Annotated in this window: 17 protein-coding genes and 1 riboswitch; of the genes, 4 read left to right on the forward strand and 13 right to left on the reverse strand. The window is 35.1% G+C overall.

The window, feature by feature from the left end:
- Positions 1–4: 4 nt before the first annotated feature.
- From gcvT to comGA, 9 genes are all read right to left on the reverse strand, one after another.
- Positions 5–1,108 carry a glycine cleavage system aminomethyltransferase GcvT gene (gene gcvT, locus ACQKNX_RS09470; RefSeq protein WP_427428672.1) on the reverse strand — a complete coding sequence of 368 codons (1,104 nt, stop codon included), beginning with the start codon at positions 1,106–1,108 and terminating at the stop codon, positions 5–7.
- A gap of 280 nt (positions 1,109–1,388) precedes the next feature.
- Positions 1,389–1,481, reverse strand: a riboswitch (glycine riboswitch).
- A gap of 145 nt (positions 1,482–1,626) precedes the next feature.
- On the reverse strand, positions 1,627–2,142 hold the full coding sequence (locus ACQKNX_RS09475; RefSeq protein ID WP_427428673.1) for a shikimate kinase: 516 nt from the start codon (positions 2,140–2,142) through the stop codon (positions 1,627–1,629).
- A gap of 16 nt (positions 2,143–2,158) precedes the next feature.
- Positions 2,159–2,359, reverse strand: coding sequence for a hypothetical protein (locus tag ACQKNX_RS09480; RefSeq protein WP_340823769.1), 201 nt, complete (start codon positions 2,357–2,359; stop codon positions 2,159–2,161).
- A complete protein-coding gene (comGF, locus tag ACQKNX_RS09485) occupies positions 2,337–2,765 on the reverse strand; it encodes a competence type IV pilus minor pilin ComGF (protein ID WP_427428674.1) in 429 nt (142 codons plus the stop codon). Before comGF ends, ACQKNX_RS09480 begins: the two co-directional genes overlap by 23 nt.
- Positions 2,762–3,076, reverse strand: coding sequence for a hypothetical protein (locus tag ACQKNX_RS09490; protein ID WP_427429177.1), 315 nt, complete (start codon positions 3,074–3,076; stop codon positions 2,762–2,764). Before ACQKNX_RS09490 ends, comGF begins: the two co-directional genes overlap by 4 nt.
- The gene (gene comGD, locus ACQKNX_RS09495; protein WP_427428675.1) at positions 3,069–3,512 is read right to left on the reverse strand and encodes a competence type IV pilus minor pilin ComGD; all 444 of its coding nucleotides are present in this window, start codon (positions 3,510–3,512) and stop codon (positions 3,069–3,071) included. The genes ACQKNX_RS09490 and comGD overlap by 8 nt, the downstream gene beginning before the upstream one ends.
- Positions 3,509–3,850: a competence type IV pilus major pilin ComGC gene (gene comGC, locus ACQKNX_RS09500; RefSeq protein ID WP_427428676.1), complete on the reverse strand. Its 342-nt coding sequence runs from the start codon at positions 3,848–3,850 to the stop codon at positions 3,509–3,511. Before comGC ends, comGD begins: the two co-directional genes overlap by 4 nt.
- A 14-nt stretch (positions 3,851–3,864) precedes the next feature.
- Positions 3,865–4,944 (reverse strand): competence type IV pilus assembly protein ComGB, encoded by a 1,080-nt coding sequence (comGB, locus tag ACQKNX_RS09505; protein WP_427428677.1) that lies wholly within the window; start codon positions 4,942–4,944, stop codon positions 3,865–3,867.
- Positions 4,919–5,941: a competence type IV pilus ATPase ComGA gene (gene comGA, locus ACQKNX_RS09510; RefSeq protein ID WP_427428678.1), complete on the reverse strand. Its 1,023-nt coding sequence runs from the start codon at positions 5,939–5,941 to the stop codon at positions 4,919–4,921. Before comGA ends, comGB begins: the two co-directional genes overlap by 26 nt.
- A gap of 325 nt (positions 5,942–6,266) precedes the next feature.
- Here comGA and ACQKNX_RS09515 point away from each other — a divergent pair, with 325 nt between their 5' ends.
- Both ACQKNX_RS09515 and ACQKNX_RS09520 read left to right on the forward strand, forming a co-directional pair.
- Positions 6,267–6,977, forward strand: a complete 711-nt coding sequence (locus tag ACQKNX_RS09515; RefSeq protein ID WP_340823757.1) for a helix-turn-helix transcriptional regulator — start codon at positions 6,267–6,269, stop codon at positions 6,975–6,977.
- A gap of 118 nt (positions 6,978–7,095) precedes the next feature.
- Complete coding sequence (locus tag ACQKNX_RS09520) at positions 7,096–7,338, forward strand: DUF2626 family protein (RefSeq protein ID WP_004231035.1); 243 nt, start codon at positions 7,096–7,098, stop codon at positions 7,336–7,338.
- A 115-nt stretch (positions 7,339–7,453) separates the two neighbouring features.
- Here ACQKNX_RS09520 and ACQKNX_RS09525 read toward each other — a convergent pair whose 3' ends face one another.
- Positions 7,454–8,098, reverse strand: coding sequence for an MBL fold metallo-hydrolase (locus ACQKNX_RS09525; protein WP_427428679.1), 645 nt, complete (start codon positions 8,096–8,098; stop codon positions 7,454–7,456).
- Between the two features lie 168 nt (positions 8,099–8,266).
- Here ACQKNX_RS09525 and ACQKNX_RS09530 point away from each other — a divergent pair, with 168 nt between their 5' ends.
- Together ACQKNX_RS09530 and ACQKNX_RS09535 are read left to right on the forward strand one after the other, a co-directional pair.
- The gene (locus ACQKNX_RS09530; RefSeq protein WP_427428680.1) at positions 8,267–8,446 is read left to right on the forward strand and encodes a DUF2759 domain-containing protein; all 180 of its coding nucleotides are present in this window, start codon (positions 8,267–8,269) and stop codon (positions 8,444–8,446) included.
- Positions 8,447–8,631: 185 nt separating this feature from the next.
- The gene (locus ACQKNX_RS09535; protein WP_427428681.1) at positions 8,632–9,168 is read left to right on the forward strand and encodes a TlpA disulfide reductase family protein; all 537 of its coding nucleotides are present in this window, start codon (positions 8,632–8,634) and stop codon (positions 9,166–9,168) included.
- Between the two features lie 535 nt (positions 9,169–9,703).
- On the opposite strand, the gene ACQKNX_RS09540 is transcribed toward ACQKNX_RS09535, so the two are convergent.
- The 3 genes from ACQKNX_RS09540 to ACQKNX_RS09550 form a co-directional block, all read right to left on the reverse strand.
- The gene (locus ACQKNX_RS09540) at positions 9,704–11,599 is read right to left on the reverse strand and encodes an LTA synthase family protein (RefSeq protein ID WP_427428682.1); all 1,896 of its coding nucleotides are present in this window, start codon (positions 11,597–11,599) and stop codon (positions 9,704–9,706) included.
- Between the two features lie 289 nt (positions 11,600–11,888).
- Positions 11,889–12,098 (reverse strand): YqgQ family protein, encoded by a 210-nt coding sequence (locus tag ACQKNX_RS09545; RefSeq protein ID WP_340823752.1) that lies wholly within the window; start codon positions 12,096–12,098, stop codon positions 11,889–11,891.
- A 1-nt stretch (position 12,099) separates the two neighbouring features.
- Positions 12,100–12,684, reverse strand: a complete 585-nt coding sequence (locus ACQKNX_RS09550; RefSeq protein ID WP_427428683.1) for a 5-formyltetrahydrofolate cyclo-ligase — start codon at positions 12,682–12,684, stop codon at positions 12,100–12,102.
- Positions 12,685–12,707: the final 23 nt, after the last annotated feature.

Consider the following 12,707-nt stretch of genomic DNA (forward strand, 5'->3'; position numbering starts at 1 on the left):
AATTTTATTTTGAACGTTTGTAAAACGGTGTTTCAACTGTCACTACTTTTAAGTGCTTGCCACGAATTTCAATTTCCAATTCAGTTCCGATTGTTGCGAATTGGCTGTCAATTAATGCGTTACCAACATTACGTTTTGAAGAAGGAAGCTGTGTACCTGTTGTCACTTCACCGATTTCTTTACCATCTTTGAACACTTTGTAGCCATGTCGTGGAATCCCTTTATCGATCATTTCAATACCTACGATTTTACGCGCTAATCCATTTTCTTTTTGCTCTGCTAACGCGCCATGACCAATGAAGTCTTCTTTATTCAATTTCACAGCAAAGCCAATGCCCGCTTCAAGTGGTGAAATTGTTGCTGAAAGTTCTTGCCCATAAAGAGGAAGTCCTGCTTCAAAGCGTAGTGTATCACGGCAGCCCAAGCCAGCTGGCACAACGCCTTTGTCTTTTCCAGCTTCTAGGATGATATCCCATAATGCTTTAATGTCCGCTGGAGCCCCATATAATTCAAAACCATCTTCACCCGTATAACCACTGCGAGAAACTAATGCTTTATGCCCTGCAATGTCAACATCATCTTGGAAGCGGAAATATTTAATTGCAGTTAAATCCGTTGCTGTTAATGATTGAAGAAGTTCTTCAGCTAATGGTCCTTGAAGAGCGATTTGCGCATATGAATCGGATTGATTGTCAATTGTCACATCATATTGATGTTGATTTTCCATCATCCAGTCATAATCTTTTTCAATATTTGCCGCATTGACACATAGTAAATAATGGTTGTCTGCTAGTTTATAAGTTAATAAATCATCGACAACGCCACCATCTTCGTAGCACATCGCATTGTATTGCGCTTGACCTGTAGCAATTTTCGAAATGTCATTTGACAACAAATTTTGTATAAAATCTAAAGCCTCAGGACCAGTTACTAAAATTTCACCCATATGTGACACATCAAATAAGCCTGCACGATTACGCACTGCATCATGTTCTTCTTTAATAGAAGTGAATTGTACTGGTAATTCCCAACCACCGAAGTCAATTGTTTTACCACCATACTTTGCATATTCGTCAAATAGAGGTGTACGTTTTAATTCATTCGTCATTACTATTGCCTCCTTATTGTTAGTATCATTTTTACTGGTAGTAGTTCGCCTGCCTTTTCGACATCGTAAAGCGCATAAGTCTATATACGTAGCAAGCATTAATACTGCCCGATTGTACTTTTGACAAATGTCTAGTCATAAAAAAAGACAGACGAACCCCTTTTCGGGATTCTCTGTCCTTGCACCTGAAAGTTACACCAAACTAACTCGCATTACGAAAATGCCAGTTAGTAGGCTTTCCCCTTTGGTGGCTGTTGTATTACAGCTCTCTCCAGAGTTGCGTCTTGTACGAGTCCTTTTACCTGAGAGATTCATAGCCCTTTGCTACTTGCTCCTTCGGTGGCGTCTACACGCGCTCTCCCCGTACAATCATCCGCCCAAGAATACTCTTGGTACTATTTAGTATTCAATGTACAAAAAGTTACCTTATTAGTCTATATCCTAACATTGATTGTATTGAAAAGGCAAACATTTTTTAAATTAACTTAAAAGACGAACATTGATGTCATTTAATATCACTATCGTTCGTTTTTCAATCTTTTTACTTGAAATACTAAATACTCGAGAATATGTCGAATTGTTCTACCTTCTGTAAGCACTTGAATATGTCCTGCGTCACGATAGAATTTTCTTCTGTAATGATACAGCTCCTCTAGTTCTTCCTTTGTTGATCTTTGTACAATTGGTCTATTTGGATCATGCTGTATTCTTTTATAAATATCTTCGAATGTCGCATCTAAAAAGAATACAAGTCCACTGCGTCTCATAATTTTCCGGTTTTCCCCATTTACAGCTACACCGCCACCTGTAGAGATAATACATGCCTCGTCGCGGAAATTTTTCAAAAATTCCGTTTCTATTTCTCGGAAACGAGCCTCTCCATATTTCTCAAAAATCTGTGGAATCGTCATCCCCTGCTGTCTGACAATTTCATGATCCATATCATAATACGGTAACTTTAATAAATAGCTTAACCTTCTTCCTAACGCACTTTTCCCGCAGCCCATAAAGCCAACTAAATATATTTTTCGCATTCGAATCACCTTCTTACTACGATTCTACACTGTCTGACAAAATTTGTCCTAATAAATTTATCGTAGCTCGAACATTCATTTTTTCCAACCCATCATATGTTCGAAACTGAATCTCATAAGACATGCAATACGCAAGAACAAAAGTAGTTACAAAAAATAATAATGCAATTGCGATTAAAAATACAGTCCCTCTATCATTTTTCAAAAATTGGTACATAATAGGTCCGCTCCTTTTTTAAACCGCTTGGAAATTCGACAGCTATTGTGAGCTCATTTTTGTTAACTTGGAACTGACATTTATTAATCCCAATTAGCATTGGGACATGGCCACCATTAACTTGATCTCGAATCATATTACGATAGCAATCAAAATGATGAAGTGTATTTAATGTTTGCAGCGTAATTCTTTTTTGATCTCTCCTGATCGTTATTGGTGTTGTAGCATTTGTTAAATACGTATTCATTTCGAAAACAAATAACTCCCATTTTGTTTGTTCATCCGTCATCATAGTAGTTTTCATATTAGCAGCCCAAAGGATAATCAATATTAATACATGACAAACTAGCACAAATACGATTAATTGAAACAATGCTTCCAATAATGTATAGCCTTTTTCATTCATCGAATTTCACCTGTTTGTTGGATACACTTTTGTCGTTGTTCTTTTGTGTTTTGAAACGTTACACATATCCCCTGTCCATCAAACAGCCAGTGATAGTTTACCTCATCGACTGTCCTTATCCCTTCGACTTGCTGTAAAAACAAATATTGCTTTAATCCTTCATAAGCTGTTTCAGCTGCAGCAACTTCTAGCTTTTGATTGTATAAATTTGTTTTCATCGTGTAGCTAATAGGAATTAATGTTGAGCAGAGTATCATGATAATGAAAACCGATACCATTGTTTCGACAAATGAGTAGCCTGTTTCATTCATCAACTCTTGCTCTCCCTCGCCCTAGAGTAACGACAACCTTTTTAGTCCCCTGTGGTGTTTTAAAATAAACTGTTCCTGGGGTCATGACATTCCCTTTAAAATTAAACCGTATCGTTTGGACGGTACTCCGATCAGACAATAATTCAACCCCCTTCGGAAAAGGGCGAATATAAACATTTGTATAAAAATCCTTTTTTATACTATAACTATGTGATGAACTTTCAAATTTCATAAATATATATTCTTTTTGCTGCATGCTATACGTTTGCAAATATTGAATATCTAATTGAATTTGGCTAAAAAAGCGTTCGATTTCTTTTGCTTCTGCTACTTTTAACGAAAATTGTGCCACAATAGCTATTAACGTCATCACAACAAACAATACAATTATTATTTCGATTAATGTATAGCCTCGCTCATTTTGTTGACAATTCATTGGCCATCAGCCTCTGATATGGAAGGCTGTTTAGCTAACCGAACCTCTCCTTTATTCGTAATAATAATTTCTTCTTTATTCGGACAAGTCTTCCCCTGCTCTTTTAAATAACCTTTCGATACCAAATCTTCTAAAGTAGGATACGCCATAAAATCTACTCGGTATGCCTCTACTTGTCCTTGCACCATAGCTATATAGGCAGCGCAGCCCTTTTCATCAATTGTTGCAAAATGTTTTGTTACATTTGGAATTGTTATTAGTATAAGTAGTGAAATAATCAACAAGACGATTAACATTTCAATTAGTGTAAATCCAGCTTCTTGTTTAAAAAGCTTCATCGAAGGTCCTCCTCCTATACTAGTTCTATCATGTGATATATCGGCAATAATAAACTTACATAGGCAGCAACTATACATAACGCAATAAAAACAAAAAACGAAGGTTGTACAAAAGCAAGCATTCTCTGTAACAGGACTTCCTGTTTTTCTAACAACAGTTCACTATATAGTGTTAATTCTTTCCCTAAATAACCACTTTGCTCACCATGTTCTACGAAAGTTGAAAAATCATTTTGCCACGCTGTTATAAACATAACAGCCTGTGTTAACGTATCACCATATGTAACTCTTTCCTTTATACGACTCGCCAAATATTGAACATATGGTTGAAATCGTTGCTCTTCTAAAATTTGCAGGCTAGCTTGCAGAGAAAAGCCACTTTGAAGCAGGCTACCCAAATATGCAGTAAATTGCCTTGTTATCGTTAACCGAAAATAACGATTAACAAAAGGAATTTTCAATATGACGTAGAGCCTACGAGCAACCGATTGCCTTAATAGCAACCGCTGAAAAACAATGCTACTACATGTCATGACAAAAACGATTATCACAAATGCGTCGGGCACATGTAATAAAAGTTTTGATAGTGCAATACTTACCTCTTCCTCTGTTCCAATGTTACGGCTTATAACCATTGTTTCTATGTTCGGAAAGAAAACTGTACGAAATACTAAAAACAGTAGAAGCAAAAATACAATGAGTACTACTGGATACAAAAGTAGCTTTATAAATTTTTTCTTTGTCTTCTGGCTTATAGCCATTTGCTTTGCAACAGCTTTTAATGCTTCAATCATATGTCCATTATTTTCAGCAATAGAAATGGCTATTAAATAATGCTTTGCTAGTTGTAATGATTCAAATACACCTATAACTCCTTTACCTTGCCTAAGTGCTTCATCTACAAACTGTTGTACCTCCTCATGCTTGGCTACATGATGTGGTAATAGCATTGAAACTGCTTGTGAAAACAAATAACCTTCCTGTATTAATACACTTAAGCGACTGATAAACTGAGCTTGTTCCTTTAGTCGCCATATTGTAGCTCTTTTGTAATCCAGTATAAGCCTATTAATAAACGTTCTGAGCTTTGGCATAGTGTTGCCTCACAATTTCTTCTTTTTGTCCAGCAAGCGTTAGATCATAAGGCAATTCATAGACAGCATTTTGCTTTAGCGCACCTATAGCTCTATCAAGATGGTCATCACTTAATATTTCAAACAATGCTCGCCGTTCCTCCTGCTGTTGTGGTATTTGGATAAGAACTTGAGCCACAATACCGATTACTGTTTGACGAAGCTCTTCTTGAGTAACACCTAAATCAATGAGCCGATAGAGACAGCTTACAGAATCTTTAGCATGAATGGTAGAAAGTACTAAATGACCGGTTAATGCCGCTTGAATTGCAATTTTAGCCGTTTCTTGATCGCGAATTTCACCGATCATAATAACATCTGGGGAATGACGTAAAATTGCTTTTAAGCCTGTGGCATAGGTAATACCTGCTCGTTCATTTACTTGTATTTGTAGAAGATTGACCTGATTATTCTCCACTGGATCTTCTAATGAAATCACATGGCGATGAAGGACGGTAGTACAATAGTGAATTAAAGAGTACAGAGACGTAGTTTTACCAGAACCCGTTGCACCGCAAAATAATAAAATTCCTTGCTGATTTTCAACAAGCTTTGTTAACTTATGTGCTGCACATTCGGAATAACTTAAAGAAGTAAGTGGAAAAGCGTGGTTTTGAAGTAGAAGCCGAATAATAAGGCTTTCTTTTAAATAAGCGGAAGGAAGTGTAGAAACTCGAAAAGCAAAATGGTTTTGCTCGACTATTTTTTGAAATGAGCCGCTTTGAGGTTTACGACGCTCACTAATATCTAATGCTGCTAAATATTTATAATATGACACGATTCGCTCAGCAAGCTCGTTCGGGAGTTCCCCTGCCTGCAGCAACTTATCATATTTACGAAAATAGATGATATATCGATTTTCTTCCGGTATAAGTAATAAATCGGAAGCACCAAAATGATAGGCCTTTACTAAAAGATGCTCACTTTTTTGTTCTACAACAGATTCAAAAGTTTGCATAATGACACCTTCTTTCTAGTTCATTCGAATATGACCGCTCTATTCGTTATTTCCTAGTATAAGGCTGTCTGCGTTACGAGAAAAGCCCTTTTTCTAAAATAAAATCTTAAAAGCCATTTCACTATGAAATCTAGATTTTTCATAAAAAGTTGTGGATAACATACATTTTTTCACAAAATATGAACAAAACACATGAAAAAGATGATAATTATGCCTAAAGAAACTGTAACTTTTCCAATAATACAATATAATAGAATCAACATGATTTTTTTCCTAGCTTTTGACCAACTACAATTTTCCAAAAAATTAAATTGAGGTGATGTAAATGATCCATCCATTAAAAATTACTAGTACATTAGCCGATGAAACAAGATACTCCATTTATGAGTATATTTTAAAAGAGAAAAAAACAGTAACGGTACAAAATATCGCTGATAAATTTAGCATTCATCCTAACGTTGCTCGCCTTCACTTAACAAAGCTCTCTGAAATTAATATTATCTCGGCAGATTTCGCAAAAACTGGTAAAGGCGGAAGACCTGGCCGTGTTTATAAGGCTTCTGAAAAAGGAGTTTCACTAACTTTCCCAAGACGTGACGAAGAGCGCTTATTAAAATGGACAATTCAGCTAGTAGAAGAATTAGGGCCATCCGCACTAACAAAATGTCAGGAAATTAGTTATCAAGATGGTTATCAGCAAATGAAAAATTATGTTAACGCGGAATTAAAACTAAATAATATGCTATCCTTTGAACAAAAGCTTCAGTTATTAACTGATAATGCCGCATTAATTGGCTATATTCCACAAATACAGCAGTCGGAAAAAGGTAAAAAAGTAATCTTCTCCATCTTTAACTGCCCGTTCCAAGAACAGCTTAATACCCATTCTGATATTGTTTGTACATTACATGAATCTTATTTAAAAGGGCAATTAAACGCATTATTCTCCAATAATGAATTTGTTCAAATCGAAAGTATGGTACATAACTGCGATTTATGCAAATATGAAATTAACGTGACAGAAATCGATAGCTAAATCAAAAATCCATTTGTTTGTCACAAAGAAGCAGAAGTTCCAGTTTACAGACACCTTTCATATCATTTATAATGAGTAAGAGATTATTGTGTCGTGGGCAAAAGGAGGGGAAATCTTCATGGATAATATGTATAAAGTTATGGCATTCTGGACAGGTATTTTTGCAGTTATGTTCTACCTTGGTGGTATGAACGAGGTATCGCTATTATTCTTAGGTAATACAGGTTTATTCTTATTATTAGGCTTCTTAAACCTTTCAGAGCGTATGTACATGTACATTTTCGGAGCATATTTAACTGTATTCTTCGCTGGCTTCACGTACTATACAACATTCATACACGTACCTGGCGGCGGTCACTAATACAAAAAATCGCGTGTCTCAAAAAAATTTTGAGACACGCTTTTTTTAATTCGTATACATACTCATGTCACTTTAACACTATTGTAAAACACACATCATCTCATGTCGATAACAATTAAAATCCATTTAAAAATGGGTTTGTTTCCATTTCTGCACCAATTGTAGTGTAATTACCATGGCCTGGGTAAACAATAGTATCTTCAGGTAATGATAATAATTTATCATGAATGGATGTAAGTAATAGTTTTGTCGAACCTCCAAGCAAATCCGTACGCCCTACACCTTGCTCAAATAGTGTATCTCCAACAATAGCAAATCCATCCTGTTCAAAAATATAGGAAATACTCCCTGGTGAATGTCCAGGTGTAAATACTGCTTTAAAAACGAAATTACTTATTTCAAAAAGTTGTTCTTGTTTAATAATATGTTCTTCCATAGGAGCTGCAACTGTATAATCTGGTAGCGCCGCATATTTACTAGAGCCATTTTTCGCTGGATCACTTAGCCAGCTTACCTCTTTTTCGTGAATCCATAGTGGGATATTAAAAGTCTCCCTTACTTCATCCACTGCACCGATATGATCAAAATGGGCATGTGTTAAAAAAATGCCTACTGGCTTCAGTCCGTTACTGCGAATAGCTTTCATAATTTTTGTAGCTTCTTCACCTGGGTCAAAAATTAAACATTCTTTCTCTTTATTCGATACGATATAACAATTCGTTTGGACTGGTCCAAGGGAATAGCTTCGTATGTTCATCATACTTATCACCTCAACTTCATATTATACATTCTTTGCCACAATTTGACGATAAAAGTTCATACTTTGCTCTATAATAGTCCTCGACAAAAACAGGTAGAACGTTTACAATTAAGGAGGAATATTGTTTACGACATTCATTTTCTGATGTCGAAAGGAGTGTCTTTTTTAATGAACTTATTAATGGTTATTTTTGGTCTAGTAGCGATTTTTGCTGTCGTTGGTACATTCCAAGCAATTAAAGAAAAGAACTTACTAAGTATTGTTTTCAACTTAGCGAGTGCTGGAGTATTCGGCTGGTTCGTCATTATGACAATCATTCATAGCGGATATCCACCAATGTTACACTAAAATTTAGACAGAAAAGGAGCAGTCTCTATGTGAGACTGCTCTTTTTTATGGCGTAAACTGTATGTTGTAATGTTTAAAATTAGGAGGCATCTTTTAAAAAATTACGCTATGATATAAGTAAGGATTTTGAAAAAATGGAATTACTATTTCAAAAATCCTTTATCATATACATAAAGGAGATTATCATGAAACGGAAAAATATTTATATCGTTATTTCATTATTAGTTGTCATATCACTAATTGGCATTACTGTGAAGAATGAAATATTCAAAGAGGACGCACCAAAATTGATTGTAGATAAACAAAGTGGTTCCAAATCAATAAACTTTAATACGTCATTAACTCGTTTAGATGAATCAACGACGACGTTCAATGACTATAAAGGAAAAATTGTTGTCATAAATTTTTGGGCTTCTTGGTGTGGTCCTTGTCAGGATGAAGCACCAGATCTCAATACTTTTTATGAGCAAAAGCCCGCGAATGTTGAGCTACTAGCGATTAATGCAACTTCTAATGACAGTCGTGAAAATGCTATCAAGTTTCAGCAATTATACGATTTGAAGTTCCCAATTTTTTTAGATCATGATAGATTGCTTGGTAAATCCTTTGAAGTTATGGCCTACCCAACAACTTTTATTATTGATACTGAAGGTGTATTAAAGCATACAATTAAGGGGCAATTAACACAACAACAATTAGAGCAATTAATAACGAATCTTTAAATTACTAAATATTACGCCCACCACTACATATTGTAAAAATCTATTAAGCAGTGTCAGAAGTATTTAAGAGATTTGCTATCTCATTGGGTGCTTTCTTCCATAGCATCTATCTTTCTAAAGCGTAAAAATCCACTTCGCTTTCCACGCGTACAAATGTAAGCCGTAACCCTCGCTTTCGCGTGGCCTGTTGCGTCTTACTTTTTGTATGTTCCCGCAGGAGTCTACGTGGATTTTTACTTAGATATAAAATATATCTACATGCAGTGTCATAAGGAATTTTAGGGATTTGCTATGGCATTCGGTCGACCTTTCTTCCATAGTGACTATCTTTCTTTAGCGTAAAAATCCACTTCGCTTTCCGCGAGTACAAATGTAAGCCACAGGAGTCTACGTAGCTTTTCAGCTGGAAATATAGAAATAATTTACTAGCAGTGCCTATTAGATTTATAAATTATCAGAATTGTTTGGGTGACTGGCACATCATAATTTAAAAAAATGGTGTACTAGAAATATTACTAGTACACCATTTATCATTTTACTTTACAGCATTTTGTTTTAAATTGCCTGTTTTTTCATCATAGAATCGGAGCAAGTCTCCATTGATGATGGCATCCGAATTTTCCAATTCGGTTGTTGCACGATCTGCATAAGGTTGGCAAGGCTCAACATCAATTTGTTCACCTGTTGCTTTGTCATAGCATGCTTCACCAGCATAAACATATTTATCTGTAATGAATCGTCCGTCACGGAAAATAACGAAATCCTCATGCTCTGGTGAGAATAAATCTGCACCAAGCTGCATATCTTTTGACGTTTCAACACCTAGTAAATGTAAAATTGTTGGACGTAAGTCTATTTGGCCAGAAACCTCTTCCATTTCTTTCCCTTCCCCATCGCCAGGGATGTGGATGAATAAAGGTACTTCTTGTAACAATGCATTATCATATGGTGTTATGCCATCTTTACCTAAATATTGTGCCATTGCTTTATTATGATTTTCAGAAATACCGTAATGGTCACCATACATAACGATAATCGAATTATCGTAAACACCTTGATCTTTTAAATCTTGGAAGAAGTCTTTTAAAGCTTCATCCATGTAACGAACTGTTTGGAAGTAACGATTTAATGTTCCTGAGTTTGACGTATATTCAGGAATCATTACGTCTTCTGGGTCCAAAGTGAATGGATAGTGGTTCGTTAACGTAATTAAACGAGAGTAGAATGGCTGTGGCATGTCTTTCATCAATGCAGCTGATTGCTCCATAAATGGAATGTCTTTCAATCCCCAATTGACAGCTTGCCCTTCTTCTACAGTATATGAATCTACATCATAGAATTTATTGATTTTTAAAGATTGATACATCATGTCACGATTCCAAAACGATTTGTTGTTCGGGTGCATAACATTTGTAAAGTAACCATTTTCCCCAAGACGTTCTGCCATTGAGTTATACGTATTACCGCCATGTGTGAAGAATACTGCACCACGACCAAGCCCGAACATAGAGTTTTCTAAAATAAACTCTGAGTCAGATGTTTTTCCTAAACCTGTTTGGTGATAGAAATTACTGAAATAATACGTATCTGAATCTTTAGTTAAAGAATTTAAGAACGGCGTAATTTCGTGACCGTCCATATCATTATTAATTACAAAGTTTTGTAACGATTCAAGTGAAACAACAATTAAGTTACGATCTTTGTATTTACCAAACATTTTTTCGTCGATAGCTGCTTGGTTAGAGCGAATGTAGTTGTTCACTTCTACTAATTCGCTGCCATCCGCTAATGCGCGTTGTGCAGATGATTTAGACTGAATATAAATATCATATAAATGATAGTTGTACGTACCGATGTTTTTTACAAGAAGTTCACGGTCAAAGCTTCGTGTTAACAATTGTGGACGCTCAGTTTCAGCTAAACCTAAGTTTAAGAAAGTCATTGCAATCGCTAAAACGAAAAATGCTCGACGGAATTCAACGTTTACTTTTACCGCTTCTTTCATTCTTGGTAAATATTTATTTGCAATAATTAATATAAATACATCTGCAAAATATAAAAGATCCCAAGGGTTGATAATAGCTGCAGCTGATGTTCCTAAATCACTGAAGTTACTTGTTTGGAATAATACCGGTAATGTAATAAAGTCATTGTAGAATCGATAGAACGCAACATTTCCATATAAAACAATAGATAATAATACACTAATAGTAATTATATAACGATTTCGTATTTTTGGTGTTTTAAAGAATAACGATAATCCATAAATAAACAGCACAAAACTTAATGAATTGATAAACAATATGAATTGTTGCATCGCATTTTCTAACTTCAACTCAAAGCTTGTGTGGTAAACAATGACCGTTTTTATCCAAGTTGCTACAATTGCTAGTATCATAAATGAATGTTTAGGCCACTTTGTTAATTTCATTCCTAACATCCTCCCTATTCCTTACAAAAAAATAATAAAATTAATTAAACTGTTACAAATTGTTACTGAAACAAAATATATCTTAATCCTTTTTTTACAGATAATCAACAGATATATTTTTTTGGAAGCCCTCACGACTACCCAATTATACACTTAACATTAATATATACGTTCTTGATTGTAAAAAGTTTCGTAAAATCATAAAAACAGTGGAAAACCACTGTTTTTGATAATTTTACATACATATTACAATATTTTTACGATACCCAAAATATTCGCAATTAAAACATTATTGCTTATTTTGTTCAACCCGAAGTCTTGTAGCTTCTTGTCGAATTAATAACAAAGCCATTTGGTAATCTTTAATGTCCAGGACATTCGCCTTATATAACTCACGAATTTCATCCTCCATTAACATCAAATCACCGATTGGATCCCGAGTATAAATATAAGTGCCATATGTTTTTAACAATTCATAAATATCTAACATTTTATCCATTTTATTTCGCTCCTCGTTGCGCTACACAATCAATACGTTTTGTCGGTGTTATAATAAGATCCACTGGGCAATCATGCGTCTCAATAGGCACTTGTTCATAAAGTTGCTCATCAAAAAGTAGAGACATCAGTTTACCTTTTTTATAGTGTAATACATAGCGATCGTAATAACCACCACCGTAGCCAATTCGGTAACCATTTGTATCAAAAACAACACCCGGAACAAGTATGATATCCATTTCATTTGCGTCAACCAACTCACATACTGCAGGAATTGGTTCACGCAAATGCATATAAACAGTTTCTAGCTGCGCAAATGACTCTATGGCATAAAATGACATTTCTCTCGTTTTTGCATTACATTTAGGGACTGCCACTTTTTTTCCTAATTGCCAAAGTGCTTCTATTAAATGAATAGTGTCAACTTCTGGCATATTGGAAATTGTGATGCCAATCGTATTTGCTTCTATTATATATGGTTCCTGTAGCACTTTTTTTGCTACAGCAAATGATTGATCACGATACGTTGTTGCATTCATATTTGCAAGTGCTTCACGTACTTCGTTGCGCAATGTTGTTTTATCCAAAATAAGTTACCTCCTATTAAAAT

Origin of the sequence: Lysinibacillus sp. NPDC093712 (assembly GCF_050280025.1) — a bacterium.
Taxonomy (GTDB): domain Bacteria; phylum Bacillota; class Bacilli; order Bacillales_A; family Planococcaceae; genus Lysinibacillus.